Annotated in this window: 13 protein-coding genes and 1 tRNA gene; 6 read left to right on the top strand and 8 right to left on the bottom strand. The window is 48.7% G+C overall.

The window, feature by feature from the left end; all coding sequences use genetic code 11:
* The first annotated feature begins 133 nt into the window (after window positions 1–133).
* Entirely contained in the window at window positions 134–1,096 is a 963-nt protein-coding gene (locus ACN0UN_RS07810; protein ID WP_157980884.1) for a HindVP family restriction endonuclease, read from the top strand.
* A 189-nt stretch (window positions 1,097–1,285) separates the two neighbouring features.
* Here the strand turns inward: ACN0UN_RS07810 and ACN0UN_RS07805 are convergent.
* The 5 genes from ACN0UN_RS07805 to ACN0UN_RS07785 all read right to left on the bottom strand — a co-directional run bounded on the left by ACN0UN_RS07805 (window position 1,286) and on the right by ACN0UN_RS07785 (window position 6,223).
* Window positions 1,286–1,362, bottom strand: a tRNA-Arg gene (locus tag ACN0UN_RS07805).
* Window positions 1,363–1,450: 88 nt separating this feature from the next.
* A complete protein-coding gene (locus ACN0UN_RS07800; RefSeq protein WP_417659484.1) occupies window positions 1,451–2,596 on the bottom strand; it encodes a diguanylate cyclase in 1,146 nt (381 codons plus the stop codon).
* 23 nt (window positions 2,597–2,619) lie between these two features.
* Window positions 2,620–3,702: a hypothetical protein gene (locus ACN0UN_RS07795; RefSeq protein WP_417659483.1), complete on the bottom strand. Its 1,083-nt coding sequence runs from the start codon at window positions 3,700–3,702 to the stop codon at window positions 2,620–2,622.
* Window positions 3,703–3,823: 121 nt separating this feature from the next.
* Window positions 3,824–4,825 (bottom strand): cytochrome d ubiquinol oxidase subunit II, encoded by a 1,002-nt coding sequence (gene cydB / locus ACN0UN_RS07790; RefSeq protein ID WP_417659482.1) that lies wholly within the window; start codon window positions 4,823–4,825, stop codon window positions 3,824–3,826.
* Window positions 4,826–4,828: 3 nt separating this feature from the next.
* Entirely contained in the window at window positions 4,829–6,223 is a 1,395-nt protein-coding gene (locus ACN0UN_RS07785; RefSeq protein ID WP_417659481.1) for a cytochrome ubiquinol oxidase subunit I, read from the bottom strand.
* Between the two features lie 129 nt (window positions 6,224–6,352).
* Here ACN0UN_RS07785 and ACN0UN_RS07780 point away from each other — a divergent pair, with 129 nt between their 5' ends.
* Window positions 6,353–6,772: a YqaA family protein gene (locus ACN0UN_RS07780; protein ID WP_417659480.1), complete on the top strand. Its 420-nt coding sequence runs from the start codon at window positions 6,353–6,355 to the stop codon at window positions 6,770–6,772.
* Here the strand turns inward: ACN0UN_RS07780 and ACN0UN_RS07775 are convergent.
* Complete coding sequence (locus ACN0UN_RS07775; RefSeq protein ID WP_417659479.1) at window positions 6,752–8,143, bottom strand: amidohydrolase family protein; 1,392 nt, start codon at window positions 8,141–8,143, stop codon at window positions 6,752–6,754. The genes ACN0UN_RS07780 and ACN0UN_RS07775 overlap by 21 nt on opposite strands.
* Window positions 8,144–8,320: 177 nt before the next feature.
* Between ACN0UN_RS07775 and ACN0UN_RS07770 the strand changes: the two genes are divergently transcribed.
* Window positions 8,321–10,405, top strand: a complete 2,085-nt coding sequence (locus tag ACN0UN_RS07770; protein ID WP_417659478.1) for a prolyl oligopeptidase family serine peptidase — start codon at window positions 8,321–8,323, stop codon at window positions 10,403–10,405.
* Window positions 10,406–10,488: 83 nt separating this feature from the next.
* Window positions 10,489–10,989, top strand: a complete 501-nt coding sequence (locus tag ACN0UN_RS07765; protein ID WP_417659477.1) for a TIGR00645 family protein — start codon at window positions 10,489–10,491, stop codon at window positions 10,987–10,989.
* Here the strand turns inward: ACN0UN_RS07765 and alr are convergent.
* A complete protein-coding gene (gene alr / locus ACN0UN_RS07760; RefSeq protein WP_417659476.1) occupies window positions 10,986–12,095 on the bottom strand; it encodes an alanine racemase in 1,110 nt (369 codons plus the stop codon). The genes ACN0UN_RS07765 and alr overlap by 4 nt on opposite strands.
* Before the next feature lie 12 nt (window positions 12,096–12,107).
* Window positions 12,108–13,481 carry a Na+/H+ antiporter NhaC family protein gene (locus ACN0UN_RS07755; protein ID WP_128352332.1) on the bottom strand — a complete coding sequence of 458 codons (1,374 nt, stop codon included), beginning with the start codon at window positions 13,479–13,481 and terminating at the stop codon, window positions 12,108–12,110.
* Window positions 13,482–13,618: 137 nt separating this feature from the next.
* Here ACN0UN_RS07755 and ACN0UN_RS07750 point away from each other — a divergent pair, with 137 nt between their 5' ends.
* A complete protein-coding gene (locus ACN0UN_RS07750) occupies window positions 13,619–15,724 on the top strand; it encodes a TonB-dependent receptor (RefSeq protein ID WP_417659475.1) in 2,106 nt (701 codons plus the stop codon).
* Window positions 15,706–16,752, top strand: coding sequence for a PepSY-associated TM helix domain-containing protein (locus tag ACN0UN_RS07745; protein WP_417659474.1), 1,047 nt, complete (start codon window positions 15,706–15,708; stop codon window positions 16,750–16,752). Before ACN0UN_RS07750 ends, ACN0UN_RS07745 begins: the two co-directional genes overlap by 19 nt.
* The last annotated feature ends 13 nt before the right edge of the window (window positions 16,753–16,765 follow it).

Raw genomic sequence — 16,765 nt, 5'->3', positions numbered from 1 at the left:
TCAGCAACCGCCTGACTGATTTGAGTCAGAACAGCAACAAGCACCAGTATTAAAAATCCGAGTCTAAGCATCATTACCTACAGTTCTAAATAAGCAGCTTAACGGTACATTAATTAAAAATAGTTCTCAACTAGTGGCGATTCACACAAATACTTCTGCTGTATACCTATGCACGAATCAAGAGCTTCAGGTAGAAGCGCGAGAAGAAGGTTTTGATTTTATATTTGGTACCGATGTGGCAAATAATGAATTGAGTTTTTTATTCGAGTCAAAATTCGAGCCTTACCAAGAATATTCAAGGACAGACATTAAAGGAATTGATCTCGTACTAAAACTCGGTGACTCATTTATTCGAGCCTTGGAAGTTAAGCTTACAGTTATTCCGGACAATACCACTGCAAACGACAGAGAGTCTGACTGGGGTACCGAGTTGGTGATTAGACCTGCAAGTACTTCTTACGCCGCGCTAGGTATTTTTGATTCGATAAAACCATTTAGAGCGAGACTAAAGGAAATCTTAGAGCCTACCTGTTCGACAATTCAACATTGGGATAATACTGTTGAAATGTTGAGTAAAAGGGAGGAAATCATTGGGTGTTTAAATAAAATATTTACAGAGTTTAAAGACTACCAAAAACCTTTTTTATTACATCCAATATGGAAGACATTGGGTAAGTCACCGATTATTGATAAGGGTAATGCATATGATATTTTTGTTTGGAGCGACTTTGCTATTTGCCGTACCTTTATTGATTGCGCATCAAGAGAGCGAGATGTGGGGAAAGTTACAAGGCTTTATAGATCAACGCTAAGGCTTGCAAGGATTCTTTACGAACTAACACAAACAGATAAGGTAAATATTCATAATATTTATACTCAAATGGCTTTCAACCTGCAGACTGACAAAGAATTTGCTCTGAATGGTAAAATGACTCGTAGATTTATGAATCATCCTCGACGTTATAATCCAATTATGAAATTATCTAGCATCACAAATGTGATTATGAATGGCGGGCACAAAGAGTTAAGTCCAGAACGTCGTTTTGATCAAAGCTTGTATTATACAGCACAGGAATTATTTAAAGACGATGCTTAAAATTGAATATTGTTGTTTATGCTTAAGAGAAAACGACAGAATTTGCTTCCTAAATTGATTAAGAGCAAGAATGTTGTGCGAAGGTCATGAAACTTGGAGGCAAAACCTTAACAAGTCACAATTTTGGCACAGAATCGGCACAAAAGCCTCAAAGTTAGTACTTGCTATCAATGTCAGGCTATAGAATTATGGCGCACCCGACAGGAGTCGAACCTGTGACCTCTGCCTCCGGAGGGCAGCGCTCTATCCAGCTGAGCTACGGGTGCTAATTGGGAAAGTGCTTATGAATAAGCAGGCGGGGATTCTAGGTAAAATCGCGCTCATTGTCTAGTGCAAACGGCCCTAGTGTTGCGATTAAGCGAAGCGGAATTGATTGCGACCGCTGGATTTGGCTTCGTAAAGTGCAGAATCCGCATCATTGAGAAGCTCGCTTAAATCGCGCTGGCTAGAGGTGGTGACAATGCCGCCAACGCTCACGGTTAAATCAATACGTTCACCCTCAAACTCAAAGGCTTGCTGCGCCACGCGTTCAACGAGTCTGCTGCTCACTTGTTCGGCTTGCATGCGGTCTACATCGGCCAAGGCAATTGCAAACTCTTCACCACCAATGCGTGCGGCAATATCATGCTCGCGCATGTGCTTGCGAATAATACGGGCTACATCGCGCAAACAAGCGTCACCTGCGGCGTGGCCGTAGCGGTCGTTGATTGACTTAAACCTGTCTAAATCAAGCATAAGTAGGCAGGAAGGCCGCGCTTGCGCCTGGTTTTTAACTAATAATTCACTGCCTAATTCGAAGAACCCACGGCGGTTAAACAGTTGCGTGAGTTCGTCAATGTTAACCACTTCAAGTAGCCGGCGCTCGTTCAGGGAAAATACGAATACTGGGAACAATACTGTGGTCGCGGTGGTAAGCAGCAGGTGTGCAATTAATAGCACCGTAATGAGCTGCTCACTGCTGATAACCAGCGACGCCTTTGACTCAATCGCAACGACAACGGCTGTGGTCGACAATAAAACGCCGTGAACGAAGAATAAAATCGACAAGGCTCGGCGGGTAAATTTAGGGGTTGGCTTAATGGTTTGAACGTAGGCACCGGAATAGATGTACAACGCGGCGCAAATTGATGCGGTTAGCACTTGCGCCTGCAATGGAGATTGGTACAGAAAATATAACGACACCGCGCTGATGAGCATGATGCGCGCTGTCCAGCGGCTTGATACCGGGCGCTGCAGTTGATATTGGCGTAGGCCATGCAAAGCTAGTAAGGGCACCAGAATAATGAGCAAGTCAGCAACAAAAATCGTCAACCAAGGCGCATCCAAAGAAACCCGAAGCCCTGCCAAAATATTTGCTATAGCGAAAATGAAGCACGCGATGCCCCAGGTACGAAAGCTTTTCTGTGATTTTAAAGCATTGAAGATAACAAACATGGCTGCGCCCAACAGTAGGTTGAGCAGAATGGTCGTCATGATCACAGTTGGCAGATGAATGTACATATGTTGCTCGGCCGTGCCTCTTGTCAGCAATCTAAATCGTTTAGCGCGATAGCCTTGATACCGTTGTCACGCAAACCTAAATAAAGCAGTTCGCGATCGCCATCGGATACAAGCATGAGACTACGCACGCCACCACGCGACGTTTCATGCGAGAAGTCATGCTTTAACCATGTTTGGCCATTATCGATACTGCACTCAATGATCAGAGGCTGTTCGGCGCTTAACTTATCGTAACCCGCTGTGTATAAAATACCCGCATCCGTGCTAACAATATCCCGGTAAAATCGGTAGTCAACATCCCCCATGGGTGTGCTCCAGGTTTCACCATAGTCGTTGCTTAGCACAATGCCACCCTCACCACCGAGAATGACTGTTGAAGTATCTAAGGGGTGAATCAGTCCATCTACATACGTTGAAGGGCGGGGTAATAGGTCATGCCATTCGGTGATATTTTGAGTTGTTTGGTCATACCGACCGAAATAGCCGTTTTCAACAGGACCCTGCCCACCAAACCAAACGCTTTGATTCACGTCATCAATAAGTAGCAGGTGTAGACCAGCGGCAAACCCGTCCCAGCTGCCTGTTAGAAGTTGCCAATTTTCGGCGGCTGGGCTTGCCACAGCAAGTGACGCGTTACCCACCGCATAAACCTGATCGGTGCGGTGGTCATAGGCGAGGTTGAATATTCTAGTGTTAAACTCGCGGCCAAAATTGTGAGTTATCGGCTCCCACGTAGCGCCACTGTCCTGACTCCTAAATAGCAGGTACGGCTCGCTTGCATCACCGCTTGTTGGTTCAGTAGCCATCAAATAGTGGCCTTCACTCAGCACAATAATGCCAGTTACCGCGGTGGTGGTGGGCGAGCGTAACTGCCAATCAGCGCTGGTATCTGCGCGCCAATACACACCTGCGGTAGTTCCCGCTATTTGGGCGCTACCGTCTTGTCGGATATATTCGACGGTATAATCACCGCTTAGCACGGTTTCTAATTTATTTGATACGGGCGGTTCGCCGCCATCGGGTGGGTTACTATCGGACGACCCGCCGCCACACCCACTTAACAACAATACAGCCACCGCAATTCCAATTTGCATGAGTTTGAACATTGTTAAATCTTCCGGTTCGCATTAAATAATCACTGCACGTATCAACAAACCCACTAAAGTCACGCACAGCACGCCGGCGGCCCACAATCCGACAAACCATAGCCAACGTCGCCATGTCGAATTACTCATGATAGCCACTATTTTCACTCACTTTGCCACGAAATACCCAGTAGGTGTAGCCCGTATAAGCGAAAATTATTGGTAAGAGAATAACCGCACCAACCAGCAAGAATACCAAACTGTTGTCAGGCGCAGCCGCTTCCCAAATGGTGATTTCAAAGGGAATAAGGTACGGGAAAATGCTGGCGCCAAAGCCTACGAATGCAATCAAGAACACACCCAACGCCCACAAATAAGGCCGGCCTTCTTGTTGTTTTGTGAGTGAGGTGAGTAAACCGCCACCGACAATAGCTAGCACAAAAGGAACCAACCACAATGCCGCTGAACCCGGCCAGGTTAACCAGCGCTCGGCAACGTTCTCGAACGACGAAACTAAATACACGCTGGCGGCTGCAATGGCCATGATCAGCAGAATTCCGCTGTTACGACCGTATTCGTATGCACGTTGTTGCAATGGGCCATCGGTTTTCATAACAAGCCAGGTTGCACCCAACAAGGCGTAACCGACACACACAGACAGGCCAGCAAAAACAGTAAAGGGACTCAGCCAGTCAAACCACCCGCCGGAATAGGCACGGTCGGTTACTTCAATACCTTGCAGCATGGCGCCAAGCATCACGCCTTGGCTAAAGGCTGCCACCATCGAACCAAGCATGAAGGCACGATCCCACCAGTGTTTGTTGGCTTTGCTTTTAAACCGAAACTCAAAGGCCACACCACGAAATATTAGCCCCAGCAGCATGGCGATTACTGGCATGTAGAGCGCCGGCATTAATACCGAATACGCCAATGGGAATACGGCGAGTAAGCCGCCACCGCCAAGTACTAACCAGGTTTCGTTGCCATCCCAGACGGGCGCAACACTATTCACCATACGGTCGCGGTACGCTTCTTCTCTAATCCATGGAAACAGTATGCCCATACCGAGATCGAAGCCGTCTAAGGCGACATAAGCAAATACCGAAACGGCAATAAGAATTGCCCAAATTAATGCGTAGTCCATACCTTAACCCTCCTCGTGATAAAGGCGCTCTGCGGCCATTGGCACGCGGGCGTAGTCTGGAATGTGAGTTGATTCCGGGCTGCCGGCCATTTTTCGCAGCATATAAACGGTGCCAGCGCCGAACACTAAAAAGTAAACCACAATAAACGCGACTAAACTGGAACCTACACCTACTGCATCAATCGGTGATGCGGCGTCACTGGTTCGTAACAGCCCATGAATCACCCAAGGTTGCCGACCCACTTCAGTGACAACCCAGCCAGCTATAACGGCAACGAAACCAAGGGGACCCATCAGCACTGCGGCGCGATGCAACATCGGCCTATCGTAAAGCTGCTTGCGCAGTCGCAAATAGCCCGACCAAAGCCCAATCAGCACCATCAGCAAGCCGATGCCAACCATAATACGAAACGACCAAAACACGATGGGCACAGGCGGCCACTCGTCACGCGGAAAAGCATCTAAGCCTGTGACTGTAGCGTTCACATCGTGTTTTAAAATGAAACTGGCTAAGCCTGGAATTTTTATGGCGTAGTCCACTTTAGCTTCTTCTTCGTTTGGCCAGCCGAATAAGTACAGCGGTGCTTGAGCTTCAGACTTAAAGTGCCCCTCCATAGCGGCAACTTTCGCAGGCTGGTGTTCTTGTGTGTTTAAGCCATGTAAGTCACCCACAAACACTTGTAACGGCGCCACAATTAACGCCATCCACATTGCCATAGAAAACATTTTTCGCGCCGCTTGTGAGCTCTTATCTTTCAGTAAGTGCCAAGCACCCACCGCACCCACCACAAATGCCGTTGTTAAGTAAGCGGCCAGGAGCATGTGCGCAAGCCGGTATGGGAAAGATGGGTTGAAGATGGCTTCCATCCAGCTGGTAACGACATATTGGCCTTGCTCATTCATGGCAAAGCCCGCTGGTGTTTGCATCCAACTGTTCACGGATAAAATCCAAAAGGCGCTGATGGCGGTGCCCACTGCAACCATTAAGGTTGCAAAGTAATGTAAGCGCTCACCAACTTTGTTCATACCGAACAGCATGACACCAAGGAAACCAGCTTCTAAAAAGAACGCTGTTAGTACCTCATAACCCATGAGTGGGCCAATAACAGGGCCGGCTTTATCTGAAAACACGGACCAGTTGGTACCAAACTGATAGCTCATAACAATGCCAGACACCACGCCCATACCGAACGCCACGGCAAATATTTTCAGCCAGTAACGATAAAGCTTTTGATACACTGGGTTACGGGTTTTTAGGAACAACCCTTCAAGCACCGCAAGGTAACTGGCTAAACCGATGGTGAATGCCGGGAAGATAATATGAAACGCGATGGTGAAGGCAAACTGAAAACGTGCCAATAGTATCGCGTCGGCTTGAGAGAACCACGTTTCGAACATGACGAACCTCGTAGCAGTAATTTTTTACAGTATAGGTCGTTTTGATCAGTATTTTGGGTAAATTACCCGGTTTCTTTAAGACCATTTCTAATAGTGCCCATACAAAAAGTATGGCAATGAGATTAAACCATGTTGATGACACTTTTTGTTGCCGCATTTCTATCGGCAACTTTATTGCCCGGTTCGTCTGAGGTATTGCTGGTTACATTGCAATTGCAGGGCCACGATATGCTGGCGCTATGGGCTGTGGCAACGTTGGGTAACACGCTGGGTTCGTGCGTGAACTATGCGCTGGGGCGTTACGCATTGCATTGGCAAAACCGCCGCTGGTTTCCCGTGTCTGTGGCGCAACTTGAAAAAGGCCAGCGCTGGTTTAGCCGCTACGGAAAGTGGAGCTTGTTACTGGCGTGGATGCCGGTGGTGGGCGATCCGATTACACTGTTGGCTGGCATCATGCGGCTTCACGTTGGCGTATTTTTAATACTAACAACACTCGGTAAAGCCGCTCGTTATGCGCTTATTTTAGGGTTATTGCGCGGGTTCAGCTGAGGGCTCAGCGTAGGCCTGGCGAATTTCCTGAAAGCGGGCATCAATGGCTTCTCGGCTTAACCATTTACCGGCAACCATGACGCCGTGATGAGAGCGAATAACCTCAGGGTTGGTCAGTGGGTTAGCGCCAAGCAACAGAAAGTCGGCGCGCTGCCCCTCGGCAATTCTGCCAAAACTGTCGCGGTCTGCGAAATAGTCACCCGCCGCCACAGTGGCGCTATGTAAAATGCCCGCCACCGGAATACCCGCATCACGCAGCATGCGAATTTCATGCAACGCAGAAAAGCCTGGCACACTAAACAGTTGCGGTGCGTCGGTGCCAAATATAATCGGCACACCGCCATCAAAGAGTGCTTTCACAAGGCGTTGTCGGTTGTCTTGCTGCACCGCAGCGTTGGTTGCATTGAAGTAACCTAACGTCGGCTCATTAAGGTATCCCAACCAACCGTCGCGCACGCTCTGTGGCACGTAGACAAGTTCAGGATAAGCGCGCAAAGCATCCGCATCGGAGGCACCAATAATGGTGGCCCAAAGCGCTTGCGTGGGTACCACAGCAACCTTGTGGCGCAACGACAATTCCACTAAATAATCCAGTTCGTAGCGTGACGCTGTGCGATCCGTTGCATCAATGGCTTCAAGGTAGCCGTCAAGGTGATCAATGGTGCGCTGTCCTGCTGCCAAAGCGGCCTCAAGGCCAACGTCGCTGGGTACGTGGCCACCAAAGTCCATGTTCGCAGTGTTGGCGGTTGTTGCCATAGCTTGGTATTCGGCCAAGGTGAGGCCCGGATGTACTTTGAGTAAGTCCCAGCCTTCGCCGCGTTGATCGATAACCCGTTGCGTCGCTTGCTCGGGTGACTCAATGCTATTGCCGTTAAAGCTTGGTCCGGCTAAATAAAGTGTAGGGCCAATACGTTTGCCGTCGGCAATATCTTGTTTGAGTTGCAGTTGATGCGGGTAACCCAGCATGCCGCGTACTGTTGTTACGCCATTGGCTGCATACAAAAACAGTACATCATCTAAATACCGATCAGGAAACTGGCCCAAACCATTAGCTGGAGGCACATGCCCATGCATTTCGGCCATGCCTGCCATGATGTATTTATTGCTGCCATCAACATGCACATAATCTGCGGGCACGGTAATCGCCGCAGTATCCGCAACCGCAGTAATACGGTCACCAGCCACTACCACCGTTTGCCCAGTGGTAATTTCGGCATCGTTTTTGGTTAGCTGCACGACATTCACGTTATGAAATGCGTAACCTTTGGGTGGCGCAGCATTTGCTGGTTCAGCATTTGCCGTATTTTCGGTGCGTGGGCCGCAGCCAGTGGCGACCAATGCAGCAAGAACAATCGATATTAGTTTGTACATAACGAAACCCTATGAACGAATATTTCCCAATTGTAGTTTAATTTTGAGCCAGGCGTCGGGTTGTTTATCGCGCAAACTGACGTCCTAGTCGGATTAACTCACGCACGACCGTAAAAATGATTTAGGCTAGGTAGTAACAAATTCAGAACAGCAGAAAAACGATAAAAGGTATAAAACATGCGACATTTGCTTATTCCCGCACTTATTGGTGTGTCGGCAGTAGCCTTGCAATTTGCCTCAGCGCCTGCGGTGGCTGTTGAAAAAACGACCCTACAGGCCGAAGATATTTTCGCGCTTGAGTGGGCGAACGACGTACAGATTTCTCCAGACGGCCGGTACGTGGTTTATGTGCGTCATGGTTTTGACATCATGAAGGACAATACGCACCGCAGCTTATGGTTGGTGGACACTAAAACTGGCAGCCATACCCCGTTGTTTGATGACCAACACAGTTATGGCAATCCAACCTGGTCACCAGATGGTTCGCGTTTAGCTTTTAGCTCAAACCGTGATGGGCGCAATCAAATTCACGTGTACCATTTAGCGACTAAAACCTCGAGTGCAATCACTGAGGTGACGGAAAGCCCACGTCAGTTCTCGTGGTCAAATGATGGCAAGCAACTGGCATTTTTAATGAATGTTGCGGCCGAGAAAACTGCGTACGCAAAAGCCGTCAAAAAGCCTAAAAAACCGAAAGATGCGAAATGGGCCAAGCCTGCTATCGTGGTAGAGCGCACTTACTATCAGCGTGATGGCGCTGGCGTATTGCCAGACAGCTACAGTCAGATTTTTGTTGTGCCGAGTGACGGCGGCTACGCCCGTCAACTTACCGAAGGCGCGTTTAGCCACAGCGGACCACTGGCTTGGGTTGAAAACGACAGTGCATTGGTATTTAGCGCTAATCGAAACACCGATTGGGAATACCAGGTAAATGAATCTGACTTGTGGAAAGTTGCTGTGCAAACCAGCGAACTGAAACAAGTGACAGATTTACCGGGCCGTGAATATGCACCGGTAACATCGCCTGACGGCAAACAATTGGCATTCTTGCATCGTGGCAATGCAGCCATTCCTTATCACAACTCTAAGCTTCGTATTATGCAGTTGGGTAACCAAAAGCAACGCGAACTGCTGAGCGACTTCGACCGTTCTGTCGGCAGCCCAATGTGGTTAAGTAACGACAGCTTGAGCATTCAATATGCTGATCGCGGTCGCTACAAGTTGGCGGAAGTGACGTTAAACGGCAAAAAAACCGACTGGATAAATGATGTGGGTGGCGTATCGGTCAGTCGCCCGTATATGAGTGGCATGTACTCGGTTGCCCGTCAGGGTGGCAAAGTGGCCTACACTCAAGGCAGCAGCTACCGGCCGGCCGATGTCGCGGTGTTTGACGTACCGAAACGTGGTAATGCCAAAGTAAGTACCTTAACCGCATTAAATGACGACGTGCTGGGTCATCGTCAATTGGGTGAAGTGCATGAATTCACCTACACATCGAGCTTTGATGACACCGAAATTCACGGTTGGTACATCACGCCACCTAATTATGATCCGAACAAAAAATACCCGCTGTTATTAGAAATCCACGGTGGCCCACATTTAGCGTATGGCCCAATGTTTGCCGCAGAGCAACAGCGCTATGCAGCCGAAGGCTATATCGTGTTTTACAACAACTACCGTGGCAGTACCTCGTACGGTGCTGAGCATGCCTTAAAGCTTGATGGTTTCTATTCATCAGAGCGTGATCATGCTGACCACATGGCGGGTATTGATGTGTTGATTGATAAAGGCATGGTTGATGAAAACAACTTGTTTATTGCAGGTGGTTCAGCGGGCGGCATCGCCACAGCTTATGCCGTAGGTTTAACGGATCGCTTCAACGCGGCAGCTGCAACCAATCCGGTGATTAACTGGATTAGCAAAACACTCACCGCCGATAGCTACTTAGGGCAAATTCATAACCAGTTTCCAGCGAAGCCGTGGGAAGACTACGAGCACTACTGGAAGCGTTCGCCACTATCGATGGCGGGTAACGTGAAAACTCCGGTGATGTTATTTAGTGGTGAAAACGACCGCCGCGTGCCAATGTCTGAAATTGAGCAATTCTATCAAGCACTGCAACTGCAAAAAGTGGATACCGCCATGGTGCGCGTACCGGATGCATCGCATGGTGTAACGGCACGGCCGTCGAATATGATTGCAAAAATTGAGCACACCTTGGCGTGGTTCAAGCTTTACCACAAAGAGGCCAATAGCAATTAAGAACTAAGAAACACTGGTTGCGGCAAGATAATTATTGATATCATGCCGCAACTTTAGTGTGTTTCTAACGGTAGGTTTTAACCATGGAAAGAATTCTAGAAAATTTGATGTACAGCTTGCGCTGGTTGCTCGCGCCTATTTATCTGGGCTTGAGTTTGGCTGTGTTGTTGCTGGGGATTAAGTTTTTCCAAGAAATTTACCATGTCTTTCCTGAAATTTTATCGATTAAAGAAGTCGACTTAATTCTCTTAACCTTAACGCTCATCGACATTGCGTTAGTGGGTGGCCTGTTGGTTATGGTCATGTTGAGCGGTTATGAAAACTTCGTGTCCACATTAAACATTAATAACGACACCGAGAAACTTGCTTGGTTAGGTAAAATTGATTCGGGTGGTTTAAAGAATAAAGTTGCCGCTTCAATCGTAGCAATATCCTCAATTCATCTACTGAAAGTGTTCATGAATGCCGAAAATTTGGATGAAACGCGAATTAAGTGGTACGTGATTATGCATCTAACTTTTGTTGGGTCAGCGTTCGCGATGGGTTATCTCGATAAAGTGACGCGCAAAGCCAAAGACGACTAAGTGGTAACCCGTGGTACGCGCGCCGTAATACTGGCTAGCAGGTCATAGCTAATGGTTCCCGCGTGCTCGGCAACCCGCGCAACACTTAGGTTAGGCCCCCAAAGCTCAACGTCATCGCCAATAGCAACCGTGTTCAGGTCCGTCACATCCACGGTGATCATGTCCATCGAAACGGTGCCAGCTAAAGGCGCCTCTTGGTCATTGATCATCACCGGTGTGCCATTGCGCGCGTGGCGCGGATAGCCGTCAGCGTAGCCGATAGCAACTGTTGCAATAAGGCTTGGCCGCTCTGCGGTCCATGTACCACCGTAGCCGACGGATTCACCTGCTTTAACCTCACGCAGCGCAATAATGGGCGCAACCAAGCGCATTGCAGCAATTAACGGCTCCGGCAAAGGTTTTGGGTTACCAACCGGGTTGTCACCGTAGAGCAAAATACCTGTACGTATCCAGTGGCCGTTATTCTGCGTCATGTCGATTGCAGAGCTGACCAAAGCCGCCGAGGTAGCAAGGCTTGTATCCAGATTGGACTCTGTTTGCGCACAAACTTCTTCAAAGAGTGCCAATTGGTGGTTATTTAACGGGTGAGTCTGGTTTTCGGCATTCGCGAAGTGCGACATCATGGTGACACTGCCAACTTGCGCGGATGCTTTGAGTTCATTATAAACCGACTGCACTTGGGCTTTTGGCCAACCAAGGCGGTGCATACCCGTATCGACTTTCAACCAAACCGATAATGGGCGTACCATGCGCGCTGTTAAAATAGCATCCAGCTGTTGCTGTTGGTGCACTACCGGTTGAAAATTGTAGTGAGCACAAACAGGCAATTCAGCTTCACTGAAGCAACCTTCAAGCAACACAATAGGATGCTGAAAACCAGCATTTCGAATGGTTATGGCTTCATCAATAAATGCGACAGCAAAGGCATCAACATGTGCACTGATAGCCTCGGCAACAGTCAATACACCATGCCCGTAGCCGTCTGCTTTTATCACGCCGAGCAGATGCGACTTGCCGGCCAGCTGACGTGCTACTTTTGCATTGTGGCTTAAAGCGTCGCGATTAATTTCAGCGCGAGTAGGGCGAAAGTGCACACCATTAGCCATAAAATCCGTTCCTTAAATCATAATGAGGCTGGTGACTATATAGAGCACCAAGGTAATTCCACCGGCCGTTAAGGCGTACGGCAACTGCGTGCGCACGTGTTCCAGCAAGTCACAACCTGACGCCAGCGCGGATACCGCTGTGGTGTCTGATATTGGTGAGCAATGGTCCCCAAATACGCCCCCGCCAAGCACCGCTGCAAGCAGTAACGGCGCCGGTAAATCCAGCGCGATAATCATTGGCGCCGCAATAGGGATCAATATTGCAAATGTGCCCCAAGAGGTACCGGTTGTAAACGAAATGAGCGCGCCCGCTAAGAATAACATGGGGGCAATCATAAATAGCGGCAAAAAGTCACCAACTAAGTTTGCCAAGAACACCCCAGTGCCAAGTTCACGTAAGCTGCTGCCAAGTGCTAATGACAATAATACGATACTCACCAACGGTAGCAACTCGCTCATGCCCTTAAAGCCAATATCAACCAATTGCTGGTGGCTTTTGCGCCGACTGATTAACAGCATAATGTAGGCCACAACACAGGCTAAAGCCGTGGCATACAGCACCGATTTTGAACCATCACCTTGGGTGATATCACCGCCGCCAGTGCCAAACATAAAGGCCACCATACCAAACACCATGACACTTAAGGGCACCAGCATGTAGCGGGCTTTGCTGTTGCTGGGCACGTGTTCTGGAATGTCTTGATGCGGTTGTGGTTTTTCTTCAACGGCGCGCATGGGCCCAAATACTTTGCCCGAAAAGGCCGTATAAAACACGATACTTAATGTAACAAGCGCGTAAAAATTAAAAGGTATGGTCGCCCACAGCGTACTCACAGATGAGCCCGGTAGGCCTTGTTGCTCAATCATCCCGAGTACGTAGGCACCCCAACCATTGAGCAAAATCAAAATGCAAATGGGGGCGCTGGTGCTATCAATAAGGTAAGCCAATCGAGCACGGCTCATGCCGAGCTTCTCAAACAGTCCGCGCGACAAGATACCGGCGGTGAGCACACTTAAATTCGATTCGATAAATACGAAAATGCCGGTGAACACCGTCATTAAGCTGGCGCTGCGTTTGGTTTTACCAAGCCCACGCGACAACAATGCTTCAACAGTAGCTGCAACGCCGCCAGACTCACGGATATAAGCCAGCAGTGCGCCAACCATTAAACTGAACACCAAAATGCGCGTGTTGCTCGCCGAGCCAAACACCGCAATGATACGCTCTATTGTCGCCACGAAGGTATAAATAAGGGGCTCGCCACCTTGCCATGTATGCAACAACTCGGAGGTAACAATGGCAAGCAGCAATGCAACAATGACTTCTTTACGCCAGAAAACCACCAAAATGGCAACGAGTGGCGGTAACACAGACATCCAACCCATAAGAATGGCCTTTTGTTGTTATTGTTTGAGATTAATTATGACATTAAGCAAGAAAATTCCCTAACCCTATTGCAATCCAAATGCGAATCGTTATCATTAGCGATATCAATTAGGCTAGCTTACTTTGGGGAGAACAAATGCGCCTTAAGCCATTAACTATTGCTGTCACCGCCGCTCTGATAACCGCATCACAGAGTGCCTTTGCGCAAGACACATCGACTGCAGTCGATGAAGTAATTCAAATATCAGCTACACGCACATCACAGCCTGCAAGCAGCATAGCTGCCACCGTAACCGTGATTGATGGTGAAGACATTCGTGAGCAGTTAGCAGTTGCAGACTCGTTATCAGACGTGCTTGGTAATTTAGTGCCTGCATTTTCGCCATCACGCCAAAAACTCACCAGCGCAGGTGAAACTTTACGTGGTCGCGAACCTTTGTATTTGATTGACGGCGTACCGCAATCCAATCCTTTACGAAACGGTTCGCGCGCAAGCTATACCATTGACCCACTGATGATTGAACGCGTTGAAATTATCCACGGTGCCAGCGCTATTCAGGGTATGGGTGCCAGCGGCGGTATTATCAATATTGTCACGAAATCAGCGGCCAGCGGTTCTGAACAAGAATTTGTTGCTGGGTTAACCACATCGCCCGAAGAAACTAGCGATGGCTTTAGTTACCGGGCCGGCTATTTAACCCGTCATGTATCGGGTGATTGGCAAGTTGTTGCTGGCGCCCAATTACGTAGCACGGGCATGTACGTTGACGGTAACGGTGACTTTATCGGTACTGATGTGACCCAAGGCGATACGCAAGACTCTGAAAGTTTCGACTTGTTCACCAAAGTTGGTTACACCATCAATAGCGAGCAGCACGTTGAATTGATGGTGAATCACTTCAATTTGCAAGGTAACGGCGATTTCTCTCCGGTTACCGGTAATCGTGCAGAAGGCATTGCCGCAATTTCTGTGAAGCAGCCAAGCGAAGGTGATCCTGCAGAAAACAAGGTAACTACGGCCACGTTAACCTACAAGAATAAATCGGTATTGGGTGCTGACATGAACTGGCAGGTGTTCCTGCAGGACTTCTCAGCATTGTATGGTGGCGGCCGCTATGCCACGTTCCAAGATCCAGCATATGGCGACGACATTTTCGACCAGTCGCGTAATGACTCCAATAAATTTGGTTCGCGTTTAACCATGAACTGGAGTGCACTAGCTGACCTGCCCGTTGATTTGAGCGCTGGTGTGGATTATTTGCGTGACACCACGTTCCAGGAGTTGGCTCAGACCAATCGCAATTGGGTACCAGAAACCACGTTTAATAACTGGGCGCCGTTTGCGCAATTGCGTTACCAACAAGACGGGTTAACTGTCAGTGGTGGGCTGCGTTATGAATACGGCAAACTTAAAGTTGACGACTTCACCACCCTTTATGCTTATAACAGCACCTTTGTTGAAGGTGGTGAGCCATCGTTCAATGAGCTTCTGCCAAACTTAGGTGTGGTTTATGCCTTTACTGATTCCATGCGTGCATTTGCGAGTTATTCTGAAGGTTTCAGCATGCCCGATGTCGGCCGTGTGTTGCGTGGTATCAATACACCTGACTTGCGTGTTGATAGCTTCTTAGATTTGCAGCCAGTAATTGCAGACAACCGTGAAGTGGGTATTGAGTATCGTGGCAAAGCGCTGCGTGCAAGTCTCAGTTACTTCAGCTCTGAGTCAGACTTGGGCGCACGTTTGCAGCCAAACGATGAAGGTATTTTCTCGGTTGCCCGTGAACGCACCGAAATTGATGGTATCGAGTTTTCTGCGAGCTATGCGCTGTCAAATAACACCAGCTTTGATCTGAACTACGCCGATACTGACGGCGAATACGACAGCAATGCCGATAATGTGGTTGATACCCAGCTTGGTGGTCGCAACATTGCGCCGCGCCGCATGAACTTTAGCTGGCAGCAGCAATGGACTGACATGGTCAATACACGCTTGCAACTCAACCATTTATTCGACCGAGATATTTATACCGGTGAACAAGCCATCAATAACTTTGAAGGCTACCAAACGGTTGATTTGCAAATGAACTACGATTCACCAGACTACGGGTTGTTTACCCTAGGCATCGAGAATCTGCTTGATGAATATTACCTGACCTATTATGCGCAAACTGCTGGTGCTGATCGCACCAACTTTGCTGGTCGTGGCCGCACAGTGAGCATCAATTGGTTCTATCAATTCTAACCAAGCTGCACCGCTGGTTCGGTTTATTTTTTGGTATCTGGCTCGTGCTCGTCGCTTTGACGGGCTCGCTGCTGTTATACAAAGTTGAGCTGTTGCAGTTAAGCTACCCACAATTGCGGTTGCAACAGTTACCGACTGAGCAAACTGCGGCACACGTATTTGACCGTTACCATGACGGCTATGCGTATATGCCGCGTGAGGCGAATCCGTGGCTTGAAGTGGTGCGCCCCGATGGCACTCGGCATTATTACAATGCTACCGGCGAGCGAATACTAGAGCGGCCCTATTTGAGCGATTTGGTTGGCATTATGGTGGAGTTTCATCACCACCTGCTGCTCAAAGATTTAGGTAAAGAGTTACTTGGCTACATCGGTATCGCCGGTTTAATCCTGCTTATAACCGGCATTCTGCGTTGGTGGCCACGGCATTGGTCGCGGCGCTTACTCACCATTCGTTGGTCGTGGCCATGGCAACGCGGCTTTGCGGCTACATTATTTCAGTTACATAAGGTTGTTGGCAGCGTACTGTTTGTGCCGGTACTGATTGGCATGATTACAGGGGTAGCCATTATGTATTCCGCTGCGGTCGGTTCCGCATTAACAGCGCTGGCGCCGCAGCAACAACCGCAACCTGTCACGGAGCAACAATGGCTTGAAGTGGCGCCTGCACAAAACTGGCAGCAGCGCTTCGCGCGGGCTAAGCAACTATTGCCTGACCATCAACCCCAGCTTATTTCGCTATCCAACTTAAGCTTAAGAATGACATTTCCGGACGAATGGCACCCAAATGGCCGTAGCTATGTGCAATTTAATGCCGAAACCGGCAGGGTACGCAGTGTTTACGACTTGCGCTACGACAGCAAAGGGTACCAAATAAGCCAAATGATTTTTCCCGTTCACGTGGCTGCTGTGGGCGGATTGCCGTGGCTTATGGCGGTGTTGTTAGGTGGTTTAGCATTAATTATTTTGCCAGTAAGTGGTATTTATTTCTGGTGCTGGCGTCATTATAAAAAACGCTGTAGGTTGTGATTGAGCTTGGCAG

Source organism: Pseudidiomarina sp. (genome assembly GCF_048267825.1).
Lineage (GTDB): Bacteria > Pseudomonadota > Gammaproteobacteria > Enterobacterales > Alteromonadaceae > Pseudidiomarina.
The sequence above is the reverse complement of the archived record's forward strand: the minus strand, read 5'-3'. Positions and strand labels throughout refer to the sequence as shown.